Here is a 15421-nt window from a genome sequence, read left to right on the forward strand (position 1 = left end):
TCCGCACTCCCGCCCGCACCACCCGTGCGGCCTTCCGGCGCGGGGGGTGTCGGCATGAGCTGGCATGTCACCCCGGAGGACCTCGGGGCGTACGCGCGCGGCGAGCTGGCGCCGCCGCTGGTGTGGTCGGCCGACACGCATCTGGCCGGATGCGCCGAGTGCCGGGCGGTGCTGGCCGCGGCCTGGGACCCGGGGGCGCTGGACGCGGGCTGGGAGCGGCTGGACGCCGAGCTGGACGCGCCGCGGCCCCGCCCGTTCGAGCGGCTGCTGCTGCGGCTCGGGGTGGCGGACCACACGGCCCGGCTGCTCGCCGCCACCCCCGTGCTGCGCCGCTCCTGGCTGACGGCCGTGGCGCTGGTGCTGGCGATGTCCGTGCTGACCGCCCGCACCGGCCACTCGGCCACCCTCTTCCTGGCCGTCGCCCCGCTGCTGCCGCTCGCCGGGGTCGCCCTGTCGTACGGGCCCGCGGTCGACCCGACGTACGAGATGACGGTCGTCGCCCCCCTGCACGGCTTCCGCCTGCTGATGATCCGCACGGTCGCCGTGCTCGCCGCCGGCCTCGCCCTGAACGGCCTCGCGGGCCTCGCGCTGCCCGGGTACGGCCTGAGCGCGTTCGGCTGGCTGCTGCCCGCGCTCGCGCTCACCGCCACCGCCCTCGCGCTGACGCCCCGGCTCGGGCCGGCCGTCGCGCCGTCCGCGGTCGGCGGCGGCTGGATCGCGCTGCTGCTCGTGGCCGACGCGGCCCGGGAGGGCGGCGACCGCGCGCTCGCCCCGTTCACCGCGGCCGGGCAGGGAGTGGCGGCCGGCGTCGCGGCGCTCGCCGCCGGCCTGCTCTTCCTCGGCCGCGACCGCTTCGACCAGGCCCGGTCCCACGGAGGCGCCCGATGAGCCGCGCCCCGTTCCCCTCCGTCCCTCTTCCGCACGGGAGTGCCGTATGACCGTCACCGTCTCCGCCTCCGGGCTCAGCCTCCGCTACGGCGGCACCCGCGCCCTCGACGAGGTGTCCCTGCGGCTGAGCCGGGGCGTCACCGGGCTGCTCGGCCCGAACGGCGCCGGCAAGACCACGCTGCTGCGGGTGCTGGCCACCGCCGTGCCGGCCGACCGGGGCGCCTTCACGGTGCTCGGGCACGACCCGGCCACCGCGCGGGGCCGCCAGGAGCTGCGCCGCGAGCTGGGCTACCTGCCGCAGACGCCCGGCTTCCACCCCGACTTCACCCCCTTCGCGTTCGTGGACTACGTCGCGATCCTCAAGGAGCTGACCGACCGCGCCGCCCGGCACCGGGAGGTGCGGCGGGTGCTCGACGAGGCCGACCTGGCCGAGGTGCGCGGCACCCGCATCAAGAAGCTCTCCGGCGGCATGCGGCAGCGGGTCGCGCTGGCCGCCGCCCTCGTCGGCGACCCGGGGTTCCTGGTGCTGGACGAGCCGACCGTCGGTCTCGACCCCGAACAGCGCATGCGCTTCCGGGAGGTGATCGCCCGCGCCGGGGAGGACCGCACGGTGCTGCTGTCCACCCACCAGACCGAGGACGTCGCCATGCTCTGCCACCGGGTCCTGGTCATGGCGGGCGGCCGGATCCGCTTCGACGGCACCCCCGCCGAGCTGACCGCACGGGCCGCGGGGCGGGTGTGGAGCAGCACCGGGCGCGATCCCGGGGCGAAGGCCGGCTGGCGCACCGGCGCGGGCGGCTTCCGCAACGTCGGCGACCCGCCCGAGGGCGCCGACCTCCTCGAACCCACCCTGGAGGACGGCTACCTGCTCACCCTCGACGGCGACCCGGCGGAGGTGACCGCGTGACCGCGCTCGTACCCGAGACGGAGCCGGCGACCGCGCCGGCCGCCGCCCGGTCCGCGTCCCGGACCACCCTGGCGGCCGTGGGGGCGCTCGCCCGCTTCGAGGCCCGCCGGCTGCTGCTGCGCGTCCCCGTCCTGCTCGCCCTCGCCGGCTACGCCGCCTGGATCGGGTGGCGCACCCTCCAGCCCTGGGACGACTACCCCGTGCTCCAGGACGCCGACCGGGCCACCCAGGGCGGACCCCTGCTCGTCGGCCTGGCCGCGCTGCTGTGCGCGAACCACGCCGTGCTGCGCTCCCGGCGCCGGGACACCGAACGCCACCTCGCCGTGCTGGTGCTGCCCCAGGGCCACCGCACGGCCGCGCACGCCCTGTCCGTCGTACCGCTCGCGCTGCTCACCGCCGCCGGGGTGGCCGTCCAGTTCACCTGGGAGGCGCTCAAGCCGGGCGCGGTCGGCCGGGGTTCGGTGGCCGAGCTGCTGGTCGGACCGCTGACGGTGCTGCTGTTCGGGGCGATCGGGGTGCTGCTGGCCCGGCTGGCGCCGTCGGCCGTCGCGGCGCCGCTGCTCGTCGTGCTGTTCTTCCTGATGTTCGTCGGGGCCGCGTTCCCGTTCTCCGGGCAGGAGACCGGGGCGGCCTGGTTCGCCCCCGTGGTCGGCGGGCCCGGCACCCACCCCCTGCCGTCCGCGCTGCTCGGCCGCCCCGCCGGCTGGCACGCCCTCTACCTCGCCGGGCTCGCCCTGACGGCCGCACTGCTCGCCGTCCTGGTCTCCGGCACCCGCACCCGGACCGTCCGGGCGGGCCTCGCCGCCGCGCTCACCCTGACCGTGCTGGGCGGGGTCGTCCAGACCGGCGGCGTCCCCCAGGTGACGACCGCCGCCCGGCTGCGTGCCTCGCTCACCCCGGAGAAGGACCAGACCTGCGTACGCCAGGGCACCACGGCCTACTGCGCCTTCCCCGAGTGGACCCCGCGCATCGGCGACTGGGCCCGGGTCGTGCGGCGCGTGCAGTCCCTCGCGGGCGGGCCCGCGCACGGGCAGCGGCTGCTCGTCCGGCAGCGGGTGGAGGCCCGCTACGGCCTCTACGACGACGCCGCGCTCCGCCCGTCCACCACGCCCCACCAGGTGACCGTGGGCACCTCCTGGGGCGGCAACCGGGTCCCGGAGTTCTCCACGGCCGTGGCCGCGGTGCTGGTCGCGGGCGACGAGAAGACGGCGGGCGAGCTGTGCGACGGCCGGATGGTCACCGTCATGTGGCTCTCCCTCGCCTGGCAGTCCGACCCGGAGGCCCAGCTGCGGCACGTCCGCGTCGACGACAGCCTCACCGGCCCCGCGGTCGTCCTCTCCCGGACCGAGCCGCTGACCATGACGGCCGGTCAGACCAAGGTGGTCCGCGCCCTGCTGCACCAGCCGTTCTACGGCGTCGCCGCCCGGGTGAAGGCGCACTGGAGCGAGCTGACCAAGCCGAGGATCAGCACCGCCCGCGCGGCCGAACTGCTCGGTGTGCGCGCCGGGGCGGGGGCGGACCGGTGCGAGTGATCCCGGCGCTGGCCGTGCCCGTCTGGCGCACGCTGCCGTGGCGGACGCTGGGCGCGGCCGGCGCGGCGGGCCTGCTGACCGCCGGGCTGTCCCGGCTGCCGGGCACCGAGCCCGACAGCCGGCTCGCCCTCGGCCTGCTGCGGGGCGCCGCCCTCGCCGGCGCCCTGGGCCTGGCCTTCCTGCTGGACGACCCCGCCCGGGACGGCACGACGACGGTCCCGACCGGCCGGGCCGCCCGCACCGCGCTGCGGGTGGCGCTGGTGGCACCGGTCGCCGCCCTGTGGTGGGCGGCCGCCCTGCTGCTGGTGCCCGGCGCGCACCGGCCGCCGGCCGGCGCCGTCACCCTGGAGGCCGGGACCGCCTGCGCCCTCGCCCTCGCCGCGGCCACGGTCGCCGTGCGTCACTCGGACGACCCGCGGCCCGGCCGGCCGGCGGCCACCGCCGTCCTGGTCACCGCCCTGCTCGCGCCGCTGCTGCTGCCGTCCCGCTGGGCGCTGTTCACCGGCCCCGAGGACCCCCGCTGGGCAGCGGCCCACGACCGCTGGGCGTGGCTGCTGGCGGGAGCGGTGACCGTAGGTGTTGCGTCCCTCGGTGAACCGCTGGGCCACCCCTTCCGGCGAACGGCTGACCAGCCAACCTGAAGGGGCGCGGGGAACGGCGCGACCAGCCACACTCGACCCGCACCCGAAAGCCGGCCGAGCCCCCTCACGTCTCCGTGCGGTACATCAGATCCGTCTCGTGCACCGTGAACCCCAGCCGCTCGTACACCGACACCGCCGCCTTGTTGTCGGCGTCGACGTAGAGCATCGCGGTCGGCAGCTGCTGCGCGGCCAGGTGGCGCAGCCCGATCGTGGTGAGGGCCTTGCCCAGGCCGCCGCCCTGCTCGCCGGGCCGCACACCGAGGACGTACACCTCGCCGAGCCCCTCCTCGGCGTGCACCTTGGTCCAGTGGAAGCCGACCAGCTCCCCGCGCCGTTCGGCGAGGAAGAACCCGGCCGGGTCGAACCACGGCTCCGCCTTGCGGTCGTCCAGGTCCCGCTGGGTCAGCGAGCCCTGCTCCGGGTGGTGGGCGAAGGCGGCGGCGTTCACCGCGAGCCAGGCCGCGTCGTCCTTGCCGGGCACGAAGGCGCGCACGGTCACGCCCTCCGGCAGCGCCGGCTCGGGCAGCTCCAGGTCGGTCAACGAGCGCCGCATCTGGCGCAGTTCGCGGAACAGGGTCAGACCCAGCACCTGGGCCAGGTGCCGGGCGGCGGGGTGGCCGCCGTGCGCCCACACCCGCAGCCGCTTGCCGGAGGCGGCGAGCAGGGCCGCGCCGAGCGCCCGGCCGTGCCCGTGCCCGCGGTGCGCGGGGTGCACGACCAGCTCGGCGGCCGGCGCCTCCACCGGGTCGGTGTCCTCCAGCTGGGCGTAGCCGACGAGTTCGCCGTCGACCGACAGCAGCAGGTGCGAGACGCCCTCGCGGCTGCCGCCACGCAGTTGCAGCCGGCCCTGCTCGGACACCGGCTGCTGCCCGTCGACCCGGGCCGCCTCGCCGAGCAGGTGCAGCACGGCCTCGGCCCGGTCCGGGGTGAGCGCGGAGTAGGTCTCGATGGAGCGGGCGGGAAAGCCCCGTACGGTGTCGTCGCTGCTCATGCGTACGAGGGTACGGGGCGGCCGGGGCGAAGTCCCGGCACACCGGCCGCGCCCCGGCCCGGCAACCCGTCGGCACAGGCACCGGCGAAGGGAAACCAGGATGTAACCAGGAACCCCCTGTCGCGCTACGCGCGTTGACCTTAGGCTGCGCCGAGCCACCACAGCCGACCCACAGGGGGGTCCCATGCCAGCCGCGCCCCGGCGCACCAGACGTCGTACGCACGCTCTTCTCGCGAGCGCAGCCGGTCTCGCCACCGCGGCGGCGCTGACCGCCGCCCTCCCGGCGGACGCGCACGAGAGCCACCACCGGCCGGGCCGCTACCAGGACGTCCAGCTGCTCTCCTTCAACGACCTGCACGGCAACCTGGAGCCCCCGTCCGGTTCCTCCGGCCGGGTCACCGAACTCCAGCCGGACGGCACCACGAAGACGATCGACGCGGGCGGTGTCGAGTACCTCGCCACCCACCTGCGCCAGGCCCGCGCGGGCCACCCGTACTCGGTCACCGCGGCCGGCGGCGACCTGGTCGGCGCCTCCCCGCTGCTGTCGGGCCTGTTCCACGACGAGCCCACCGTCGAGGCGCTGAACCAGCTGGACCTGGACGTCACCTCGGTCGGCAACCACGAGTTCGACGAGGGCGCCCGGGAGCTGGCCCGCCTGCAGAACGGCGGCTGCCACCCCACCGACGGCTGTGCCGGCGGCCAGGAGTTCGAGGGCGCCTACTTCCCGTACCTGGCCGCGAACGTCCGGGACGAGAAGACCGGCAAGCCGATCCTGAAGCCGTACTGGGTCTGGCAGAAGGAGGACGTGAGGATCGGCTTCATCGGGGTCACGCTGGAGGGCACCCCGGGCATCGTCTCCGCCGACGGCGTCAAGGGCCTGACCTTCAAGGACGAGACCGAGACCATCAACAAGTACGCCAAGGTGCTCCAGCGCCAGGGCGTGCAGTCGATCGTGGCCCTGATCCACGAGGGCGGCTACCCGGCCTCCGGCTCCTACAACTACGACTGCGACTCCCCGGGCGCCGGCGACGGCATCTCCGGCCCGATCGTGGACATCGCCAAGAGCGTCACCCCGGCGGTGGACGCCCTGGTCACCGGCCACACCCACCAGGCGTACGTCTGCACGGTCCCGGACCCGTCGGGCCGCCCCCGCACGGTCACCTCGGCGTCCTCCTTCGGCCGCCTGTACACCGACACCACGCTGACGTACGACCGCCGCACCGGCGACATCGCGCGTACGGCGGTGCGGTCCGCGAACCACGTGGTCACCCGGGACGTCCCCAAGGCACCCGACATGACCGGCCTGATCTCCCGCTGGAACGCGCTGGCCGCGCCGATCGGCAACCGCCCCATCGGCTACATCTCCGGTGACATCGGCAACACCGGCACCGAGTCCCCGATGGGCGACCTGATCGCCGACGCGCAGCTCGCGCACGGCCGGGAGCTGGACCCGAGGACCAGCCTGGCCCTGATGAACCCGGGCGGGGTGCGGGCCGGTCTGACCTACGCGGCCAAGGGCGCCGAGGGCGACGGCGTGGTCACCTACGCCGAGGGCTTCACGGTCCAGCCGTTCGCCAACACCGTGAACCTCCAGGACTTCACCGGCGCCCAGCTGATCCAGGTGCTCAAGGAGCAGGTGAGCGGCGCGAACACGGAGGCGCCGAAGATCCTCCAGCCGTCCGCCGGGCTCACCTACACCCTGGACCTCACCAAGTCCGGCGCGGACCGCGTGGTCACCGGCTCGATCCGCCTGAACGGCGCTCCGATCGACCCCGCGGCCACCTACCGGGTCGCCACCAACAGCTTCCTCGCGGGCGGCGGCGACGGTTTCCCGACGCTGGGCCAGGGCACGAACGACCTGGTCGGCTCGGACGACCTGACCGCGCTGGAGAAGTACCTGACGGCGAACTCGTCGGCCGCGGACCCGATCGCCCCGCCGAAGGCCGACCGGATCACGGTCGTGGGCTGAAGCCCTCGGCAGGGCCGGGCGTCAGCTCCGCCGGCGGCGGTCGAACCAGACGGTGGCCGCCGTCGGCGCCAGCCCCGCCCAGAACAGCAGCTGCGGCACGGTCCGCTCGGACCACGGCACCTGGGTGAGCAGCAGGGCGCAGAGCATGGCCCAGGCGGCCTGGCCGAGCACGATCCGGGGCCAGCGGCGGCGCCGGACCAGGGACCGCAGGTTGTACTGGACGCCCTTGCGCAGCCGGCGGTAGCGCAGCAGGGCGCCCACGGCCCACAGGGCGGCGAACGGCACGAGCGTCCACAGCCGTTGGCCGACGGGGACCGGCAGCGCGCGCTGCGCGTCGCCGTCGGTGGCGAACAGGTCGAGCATGGCCCCGGCAAGCCCCACGCACAGCAGGGCGATCCACCGCACCCCGCGCAGCAGCCGGTACGAGGCGTCGTCCAGGCCCTGCCGCATCTGCTCGGAGTCCGGGGCGGCGGCGAGGGCGTCGGCGTAGAGGGTGGCGGCCTGCGCGGCCTTGACGCCCGGCGCGGCGGCGGCCCGCCGGGTGCGCCGGGCCAGGGCCTGCGGGTGCTGGGGGTCGAGCCGCAGGATGGCCTCGTCCAGCTGGTCGGCGAGGGCCCGGTCGCCCGTCAGGTCGGCGATCGTCCACCGCACCTCGTACGGGAACACCTCCTCGGGCGCCAGCCGGACGGCCTCTTGGGCCAGTTCGTCCGCCTCCCGCAGGAAGGAGAGCATGGCCTCCCGGGTCGCCTGGCCGCCCGCCTTGGCGAGGCGCAGCACCCGGATGCGGTACAGCCAGTGGCCGAGCAGCGCGTACCCGTACCAGTAGCCGGGGTCCAGCCGGATGACCTCGCGCAGCACGTCCTCGGTGTCCACGATCCGGCCGAGCGACTGCAGGGCGCGGGCGCGCTGGATGAGCGCGGGGGTGTCCTCGGGGTCCAGTGCGAGCGCCCGGTCGGTCGCCTCCAGCGCCCGGTCCGCCTCGCCGTCGACGCGCAGATGGCAGCGGGCGAGCCGGACCCAGGCGCGGACGTCCTCGGGGTCCTCGGCGAGCCGCTGCCCGAGCAGCGTCTTCACCTCGTCGTAGCGTCCCAGTTCGAAGAGCGCGTCCGCTCGCTCCAGGGCCGGGTGCAGTCCGGTGCTCACAGCTTCCGCCGCTTCTTCAGATAGGTGATCAGGTCGTCGTACATGCCGCCCTCGTTGGCGAACATCGCCACGTTCCGGGCGGCGGCGAACCAGGGCTCGGTGGAGGGCACGACGTCCTTGGCGGCGGCCAGCAGGTCCTTCATCCCGATCATCCGGACCGTGCCCGTGCGGGCGGAGTCGAGCAGCGCGCGCTCGGCGGCGGCCTCGCACACATGGGCCAGGTCGGCCCCGGACAGCCCCTCGGTGACCTTGGCGAGACGGCCCAGGTCGATGTTCTCGATGGGGCGTTCGCGCAGGTGGTAGCGGAGGATCGCCTCGCGGGCCGGGGTGTCCGGGGGCAGCACGAGCAGGGTGCGGTCCAGTCGGCCGGGGCGGCGCAGGGCGGTGTCGACGTCCCACGGCACATTGGTCGCCGCCAGCACGAACACGCCCTCGTTGGCGGCGGAGTCGATGCCGTCCAGCTCGGTCAGCAGCTGGTTGACGGTGTTGCGCATGCCGCTGTGGGCGGTACGGCTGCGTTTGGCGCCGAGCGCGTCCAGCTCGTCCAGGAAGACCACGCAGGGGGCCTGCCGGCGGGCGGTCTGGAAGATCTCGTGCATGTTGCGCTCGGAGTTGCCGATCCACATGTCGAGCACGTCGTTGACGGACACCGACAGGAAGGAGGCGCCGAGTTCCCCGGCGACGGCCCGCGCGATGAACGTCTTGCCGCAGCCCGGCGGACCGTACAGCAGCAGCCCGCCGCGCAGGCTCTTGCCGTACAGCCGGCGCAGTTCGGGGTTGCGCAGCGGCGCGAGGAAGGCGGCCTCCAGCCGGTCCTTGACCTCCTGCATCCCGCCCACGTCGGCGAGCCGGACCCCGCCGGGCCGCTCGACGTCCCAGGCGTCGGCGCCCTGGGGATCACCGTCCCCGTCGGCCCGCGCCGGCGCCTCGGCCGCGACGAACCGGGGCGGTACGACGTCCCCGACCTGCTCCTCGGCGGCCCGCCAGTCGAAACGGGGGCGGGAGGAGACGGGCACGGAGGGTTCCCCACCGGGCGGCTGCTGCCCGGCCGGCGGCTGCTGCCCAGCGGACGTCTGCTGCTCGCCCCACGGCTGCTGCCCGGCCGGTGCCTGCTGTCCGGTCGGCTGCTGCTGTCCGGCCGGTGCCTGCTGCGGCGCGCCCGGTATGCCCATGGCCCGGGCCATGAGGTGCCGGGCCTGTGCGTCGCCGGGGGCGTGTTGCAGGGCGACGGCCGCCTCGGCGACCGCCGCCTCGCTCTGACCGGCGTTCAGCAGCAGCTCGGCCAGGTGCAGTCGGAGCGGTACGTCGGCAGGCGCGGCGGCAACTGCCGTACGCAGGCTCTGTATCAGGGGAGGGTCTTCCGGCATGACGCCACCCTACGGAACCGGCCCCTGGCCGGGACCGGGCCCCCGCCGGGCGGCGGCATGCGTCAGGAGGCGGTCGGCTTCCAGTCGCCCAGCCAGTCCGCGATCTCCTGGTCCGCGGCCTGCGCGTCGGTCAGCTGCGGCCGGTCGGGGCCGGCCGCCCCCGCGCCCGCCCCGGTGTTCCGGTACTCGGCGAACCGGTCGTCCTTCCAGGAGAAGCCGCTCATGTCGGTCCACGGAGCGGTCCTGATCGCGGCGCTCAACGACGTGTTGCGGACGGTGGTCTGCGGGTCGAGGGTGGCGTCGCCGCCCGCGTGCCAGGGCCGGCCCAGGTAGAAGGAGCGGTCGGAGACGCCGCCGGTCACGGACGAGTTGACGATCAGGAAGCCCTTGCGGCCGGCCGCGGTGCTGGGGGCCGTGACATAGCCGGCGGAGGTGCCGTCCCAGCGTTTCTTCAGGGTGATGACCGACTTGTCGAGGACGGCGGTGGCCCGCCCGAAGACGAAGTCGACGTTGCCGGTGACGTAGGAGTTGGTCAGGTAGACCCGGCCGAGCCGGTCCTTGGCGGCGGTGTCGAGCAGCAGTGTGTCCTGGTCGCCGCTGACGATGACCCCGTCCAGGAACACCTTGTCGGCGGCCGTGCGCAGGGCGACGGCCTGCTGGGCGATGTCCTGGTGGGCGCCCTCGTCGAAGTCGTTGGAGATGCTGAGGTTGCGGGCCTGGAAGTCGTCGGCCTCCACGGCGACGGTGGCGCTGCCGCCGGTGCCGTACGTCCCCGAACCGTCGGGCTTGCGGGTGCCGGCCGCGTTGTCGTAGACGATCAGCGTGTCCTTGCGGCTGGCGCCGGTGCCCTGGATGGTGACGTGCGGCTTGTTCGCCGGGACCTTGACGGTCTCCCGGTAGGTGCCGGGCTTCACCGCGATGACGACCCGGGAGGGGTTGTTCGCGGGTACGGCGTTCACCGCGGCCTGCACGGTCGTGTACTGCCCCGAGCCGTCCTTGGCGACGGTGAGGGTGGTGGCTGCGGCCCTGGCGGTGGCCGTCGTGCCCAGGGAACCGCGCGGTCCGGCGCCGGACGTGACGACCGACGGCACGTCGGCCGCCTTGTCGAGGGTGTAGCCGTAGAAGCTCTTCGGGTCCCAGGCGGCGCCCGTGCCCCCGCTCTCGTTCCGGCCGCCGGTGCCGGAGAAGACGTTGCCGCGCTGGACCAGGGTGGCGGTGCCGTCCTTGATCACCGGGTCGGCCAGGCCCTCGAAGTACGAGTTCTCCAGCAGCATGCTGGTCCTGCCGCGGGCGTAGGTGCCGTACGAGGCCCTGATCGCCGTACCCGGCTCGTCCTGGAGGTAGTTGTTGTACAGGTGCGCGTGGGCGACGTTGTCCGTGGACGGGTTGCGCTGCTCGGTCTCGCGGATCCAGTTGTGGTGGACCGTGATGTCGGCGGTGGTGTTCTCGGTCCAGCCGATGCCGAACGCCTTGTTCTCCTGGCCGAGCCGGTTCCAGGAGACGGTCAGGTACGTGGTGTCCTTGCGGCTGTCGATGAGGCCGTCGGCCATGTGCCGGATGTCGTTGTGGTCGATCCACACATGGTGGGCGCCGTCCATCTGGATGCCGTCGTAGTCGTGCTCCTTGTCGTTCCAGACGCCCTGGTACGCGTCCCGGATGGTCAGGTTCCGGATGATCACGTTGTGGACGCCCGGGCCGAGGAAGAAGCCGCCGCCGACGATCTGCCCCGAGGTGCCGGAGCCGATGATGGTCTTGTCCGAGCGGACCCTGATCTCCTTGCCGACCGGGTCCATCGTGATCGCCGCGGCCACGACGATGATGTACGGCTTCTCGGCGGTGGCGTACTTCTCCAGGTCGGCGAGGGTCTTCACGGTGACGATCTCGCCGCCGCGCCCGCCGTACGTACCGTTCTGCCCGAGCGCGTTCACCGAGGCGAACCCGTCGGCGGTGGCCGTGGCCCAGGCCGGTACGGCGGTGGCGGCGGCGGCCCGCGGCTGGGCGCCGGGGGCGAGGAAGCCGTAGCCGAGGGCGCCGGCGGCGAGCGCGAGCGGCAGCCCGAACGCGAACGCGGTACGGCTCCTGCGGTGGCGGGGGGTGGGGCGGCTCATGGGCGACTCCGGTCGACTGTGCGGATGGGGTGCTGCGCTCACGTCGCCGCGGGGCGCGGGAAGGTTGCCGCCCCGCCCCGGCCCTCACCGGCCCCGCAGCGCGGTCCACTCCTGGCCGCCCGCCCACTGTGCGAACGTCTGCCAGCCGACCTCGGGGTAGGCGCGGCGCAGACCGGCCACGTCGACGTCGAGACCGGTGTCGCCGAAGTAGGCGAACATCGCGGCCAGGTCGGCGGAGTGGGCGCGGACCTGCTCCAGGGGCAGCTGCTCGTGGACGACCGGGCGGCCCAGCGCGGCGGTGAGGGCCGCCGCGATCTGCGCGGGGGTGCACGTGTCGGAGGCGATGTCGACGCGGTGGCCCGCGAAGTCGTCCCGGCGCCGCAGGACCAGCGCGGCGAACGCGCCGATGTCGGCGGCCGGGATGAGCGCGAGCGGCCGGTCGGCGGGCATGGGCCAGGCGAAGACCCCGCCGTCCAGCCCTTCCCGGCTCCAGCCGCCGGTGTAGTTGTCCATGAACGCCGCCGGCGCGATCACCGTCCAGGGCAGGCCGGAGGCGCGCAGGTGCTGTTCCACCGCCCACTTGCTCTCGTAGTGCGGGATGCCGGTGCCGCGGTCGGCGTGGGCGGCGGAGGTGAGGACGACATGGCCGAGCCGGGCCCCGGCCGCGGCGTCCACGAGGGCCGTGCCCTGCCGGACCTCGGTGTCGATGTCGGTGCCGAACGGGGTGGTGACCGCGAACAGCGCGTCGGCGCCGGCCAGCGCGGCGTCGAGGGAGGCGCGGTCGTCGAAGTCGGCGTGCCGGACCTCGGCGCCCAGGGCGCGCAGGGCCGCGGCGGTGGGTGCGTCCGGGCGGCGGGTCAGGGCGCGGACGCGGTGGCCGGCGGCCAGCAGGGCGCGGGCGGTGGCCCCGCCCTGGGTGCCGGTGGCGCCGGTGACGGCGATGGTGAGCATGGGAGTCCCCCTGACGGATAACATTGCTGTGTGACGCATTAGCTGCGCCACGCAGCAGAGTACAGGGGAGATCGCTGCACCGCGCAGCGATTATCGACAGGAGGGTGTCCCGTGGCAGACCCGAGCCGTGCCCGGCTGTACGAGGAACTGGCCGTGGAGTCCCGCCGCTACCTGGCCGCCTACGTGCTGTTCAACCAGGCCGTCGCCGATCACCTCGGCATGCACCCGACCGACGTGCAGTGCCTCAGCCTGCTGACGGCCGAGCCGGAACCGGTCACCGTCAAGCAGATCGCCGAGCTGACCGGCCTCACCACCGGCTCGGCCACCCGCCTCGTGGACCGCCTGGAGCGCGGCGGCTACGTCACCCGCACCCCCGACCGGCAGGACCGCCGCCGGGTGCTGGTCACCCCGGTCCCCGAGCGCGTCGCCCGCGTCACCGCGCTGTGGGAGGAGCTCGGGGAGACCTGGGCGACCGTCTTCGAGGACCACACCGAGGCCGAGCTGCGGACGATCACCCGCCACATGCGCCGCGCGAGCGACTTCAGCCACACCCAGATCCGCCGCGTACGCGCCATGCCCAAGCCGGACTGACCCCGCGGCTTCAGCCGCCCGGCGTCCCCGGCGTCCCCGGCGTCTCGGGCGCCCCGGTGGCTTCGGTCGTCCCGGCCGTCTGGGCGGCCACGGGCGTCTCCGGCGGCGGTGTCGGAGCACCCGGCAGCCGGACCGTCGCCACCGTCCCGCCGCCCTCGGCGCGGGCCAGGGCGACCTGGCCGCCCGCCTGCTGCACCGTACGGGCGACGATGGACAGCCCGAGGCCGGAACCCGGCAGGGCGCGGGCGCTGGGGGAGCGCCAGAAGCGGTCGAAGACGTGCGGGAGTTCGTCCTCGGGGATGCCGGGACCGTGGTCGCGCACGGTCAGCACGCCCCCGCTCAGCCGCACCTCGACCGTGCCGCCCTCGGGGCTGAACTTCACCGCGTTGTCCAGGATGTTGACCACGGCCCGCTCCAGCGCGGAGGGCTCCGCCCGGACGAACCACGGCTCCAGGTCCGCGGTGATCGACAGCTCCGGACCGCGCAGCCGCGCCCGGCGCAGGGCCGCCTCGACGGTGTCCTGGAGGGCGACCACCTGGACCCGCTCGCCGTGCTGCCCCTCCGACCGGGACAGCTCCTGCAAGTCGCCGATCAGCGCGCCCAGTTCGGTCATCTGCGCCTTCACCGAGGCGAGCAGCGCCTTGCGGTCCTCCGGCGGGATCGGCCGGCCGGTCTCCTCGCTGCGGGTGAGGAGTTCGATGTTCGTCCGCAGCGAGGTCAGGGGGGTACGGAGTTCATGGCCGGCGTCCGCGATCAGCTGCTGCTGGAGGTCGCGGGAGCTGGCCAGCGAGGCGGTCATCGAGTTGAAGGAACGGGACAGCCGGGCGACCTCGTCCTCGCTGTCGGCCTCCACCGGGATGCGGATCGTCAGGTCCTCCGTACGGGCCACGTGCTCCACGGCCTCGGTGAGCTTGTCGACGGGGCGAAGGCCGGCCCGGGCGACGGCGAGACCGGCGGCACCGGCGCCGACGACTCCGACCGCGGAGACGAGGAGCAGCACCAGGGCGAGGTCGTTGAGTGTCTTCTGCGTGGTCTTGAGCGGTACGGCGATGAGCACGCCGACGTTGGGCCCGCGCCCGCCGCTCATGGTCGCCGTGGACCCGACGGGCTTGGTGAGCACCCGCAGCTCGTTGCCCTCGTCGTCGCTGCCGTTGCGGAAGTACAGGATGTCGGGTACGAGGTCCTTGATCTCCGTCTTGTCGGCCTGCGTGACCTTGATCTTGCCCGACGCGCCGCCGAAGAGGCACACCTTGCCGTCCTCCGTGACCAACTGGGAGTACCGGTCCCGGAGGAGGACGCTGTTGGCCTGCGGAGTGTCCGTGCAGTGGTCGAGGGTGAACTGCAACTGCTCCGTCTGCGTCGTGCTCCGCAGCGACTTCTGCAGATCCTGGTCGAGCTGGTCGTACAGCTTCCGCTCCACGATGAACCAGCACGTCACCGACACCGCCGCCACCGCGAACGCCACCGCCGCCGCGACCAGCATCGCCAGCCGGGCCCGGAGCGGCAGCGCCCGGTAGCGGCGCGCCAGCTGCCTCACTCGGCGCCGCCCTGCCGCAGGACGTAGCCCACCCCGCGCACGGTGTGCACCAGGCGGGGCTCGCCGCCCGCCTCGGTCTTGCGGCGCAGGTACATCACGTAGACGTCGAGGGAGTTGGACGACGGCTCGAAGTCGAAGCCCCACACCGCCTTCAGGATCTGCTCCCGGGTGAGCACCTGGCGCGGATGGGCCATGAACATCTCCAGCAGGGTGAACTCCGTGCGGGTCAGCTCGACCGGCCGGCCGCCGCGGGTGACCTCCCGGGTCGCGAGGTCCATGCGCAGGTCGGCGAAGGTGAGCGCCTCGTCCTGCCGGGCCTCGGCGGACACCGCCGCCGCGTACGAGCTGCGCCGCAGCAGGGCGCGGATGCGGGCGAACAGCTCGTCCAGCTCGAACGGCTTGACCAGGTAGTCGTCGGCGCCCGCGTCCAGGCCGGTGACCCGGTCGCCGACCGTGTCACGGGCCGTGAGCATCAGGATCGGGGTGGTGTCGCCCGCCCCCCGGATGCGGCGGGCCGCCGTCAGGCCGTCCATGCGCGGCATCTGGATGTCCAGCACGACCAGGTCCGGCCGGTAGGCCGTGGCCTTCTCCAGGGCGTCCGCGCCGTCGACGGCGACCTCGGTGTCGTACCCCTCGAAGGCGAGGCTGCGCTGGAGCGCCTCGCGTACGGCCGGCTCGTCGTCGACGATCAGGATGCGCTGGGGGTCACGGTCGCCTTCGGCGGGACTCATCGCTCGCGATTCCTCGGGGTGCGGTGGGTGTCTTACGACCACGGGTCGGTGTCCTTCAGCCTGCC

General features: G+C 74.4%; 13 protein-coding genes. 6 read left to right on the plus strand and 7 right to left on the minus strand.

Annotation, left to right across the window (positions count from 1 at the left end; genetic code table 11):
* Positions 1-54: 54 nt before the first annotated feature.
* Genes CCN44_RS09120 through CCN44_RS09135 form a run of 4 tightly spaced genes read left to right on the plus strand, consistent with a single transcriptional unit; the run spans position 55 to position 3968 of the window.
* The gene (locus CCN44_RS09120) at positions 55-888 is read left to right on the plus strand and encodes a zf-HC2 domain-containing protein (RefSeq protein ID WP_086697318.1); all 834 of its coding nucleotides are present in this window, start codon (positions 55-57) and stop codon (positions 886-888) included.
* A gap of 46 nt (positions 889-934) precedes the next feature.
* Positions 935-1795 (plus strand): ABC transporter ATP-binding protein, encoded by an 861-nt coding sequence (locus CCN44_RS09125; RefSeq protein WP_059251226.1) that lies wholly within the window; start codon positions 935-937, stop codon positions 1793-1795.
* Positions 1792-3327 (plus strand): ABC transporter permease, encoded by a 1536-nt coding sequence (locus tag CCN44_RS09130; protein WP_414820492.1) that lies wholly within the window; start codon positions 1792-1794, stop codon positions 3325-3327. The genes CCN44_RS09125 and CCN44_RS09130 overlap by 4 nt, the downstream gene beginning before the upstream one ends.
* On the plus strand, positions 3318-3968 hold the full coding sequence (locus CCN44_RS09135) for an ABC transporter (protein WP_086697319.1): 651 nt from the start codon (positions 3318-3320) through the stop codon (positions 3966-3968). The genes CCN44_RS09130 and CCN44_RS09135 overlap by 10 nt, the downstream gene beginning before the upstream one ends.
* 64 nt (positions 3969-4032) lie before the next feature.
* Here CCN44_RS09135 and mshD read toward each other — a convergent pair whose 3' ends face one another.
* Positions 4033-4959 (minus strand): mycothiol synthase, encoded by a 927-nt coding sequence (gene mshD / locus CCN44_RS09140; protein WP_059251232.1) that lies wholly within the window; start codon positions 4957-4959, stop codon positions 4033-4035.
* A 184-nt stretch (positions 4960-5143) separates the two neighbouring features.
* On the opposite strand from mshD, the gene CCN44_RS09145 reads away from it, so the two are divergent.
* Entirely contained in the window at positions 5144-6928 is a 1785-nt protein-coding gene (locus CCN44_RS09145; RefSeq protein WP_086697320.1) for a bifunctional metallophosphatase/5'-nucleotidase, read from the plus strand.
* Positions 6929-6949: 21 nt separating this feature from the next.
* Here CCN44_RS09145 and CCN44_RS09150 read toward each other — a convergent pair whose 3' ends face one another.
* The 4 genes from CCN44_RS09150 to CCN44_RS09165 all read right to left on the minus strand — a co-directional run bounded on the left by CCN44_RS09150 (position 6950) and on the right by CCN44_RS09165 (position 12497).
* The gene (locus CCN44_RS09150) at positions 6950-8071 is read right to left on the minus strand and encodes a tetratricopeptide repeat protein (RefSeq protein WP_059251236.1); all 1122 of its coding nucleotides are present in this window, start codon (positions 8069-8071) and stop codon (positions 6950-6952) included.
* Positions 8068-9438, minus strand: coding sequence for an ATP-binding protein (locus CCN44_RS09155; RefSeq protein ID WP_086697321.1), 1371 nt, complete (start codon positions 9436-9438; stop codon positions 8068-8070). The genes CCN44_RS09150 and CCN44_RS09155 overlap by 4 nt, the downstream gene beginning before the upstream one ends.
* A 62-nt stretch (positions 9439-9500) precedes the next feature.
* Positions 9501-11546, minus strand: a complete 2046-nt coding sequence (locus CCN44_RS09160; RefSeq protein ID WP_059251241.1) for a pectinesterase family protein — start codon at positions 11544-11546, stop codon at positions 9501-9503.
* Between the two features lie 84 nt (positions 11547-11630).
* Entirely contained in the window at positions 11631-12497 is an 867-nt protein-coding gene (locus CCN44_RS09165; protein ID WP_086697322.1) for an NmrA/HSCARG family protein, read from the minus strand.
* 111 nt (positions 12498-12608) lie between these two features.
* On the opposite strand from CCN44_RS09165, the gene CCN44_RS09170 reads away from it, so the two are divergent.
* Positions 12609-13088 carry a MarR family winged helix-turn-helix transcriptional regulator gene (locus tag CCN44_RS09170; protein ID WP_059251244.1) on the plus strand — a complete coding sequence of 160 codons (480 nt, stop codon included), beginning with the start codon at positions 12609-12611 and terminating at the stop codon, positions 13086-13088.
* Positions 13089-13098: 10 nt separating this feature from the next.
* Here CCN44_RS09170 and CCN44_RS09175 read toward each other — a convergent pair whose 3' ends face one another.
* On the minus strand, positions 13099-14625 hold the full coding sequence (locus tag CCN44_RS09175; RefSeq protein WP_167403961.1) for a HAMP domain-containing sensor histidine kinase: 1527 nt from the start codon (positions 14623-14625) through the stop codon (positions 13099-13101).
* Positions 14622-15356, minus strand: coding sequence for a response regulator transcription factor (locus CCN44_RS09180; protein WP_086697323.1), 735 nt, complete (start codon positions 15354-15356; stop codon positions 14622-14624). Before CCN44_RS09180 ends, CCN44_RS09175 begins: the two co-directional genes overlap by 4 nt.
* Positions 15357-15421 lie beyond the last annotated feature (65 nt).

This window comes from Streptomyces tricolor (assembly GCF_002155905.1).
Taxonomy (GTDB): domain Bacteria; phylum Actinomycetota; class Actinomycetes; order Streptomycetales; family Streptomycetaceae; genus Streptomyces; species Streptomyces tricolor.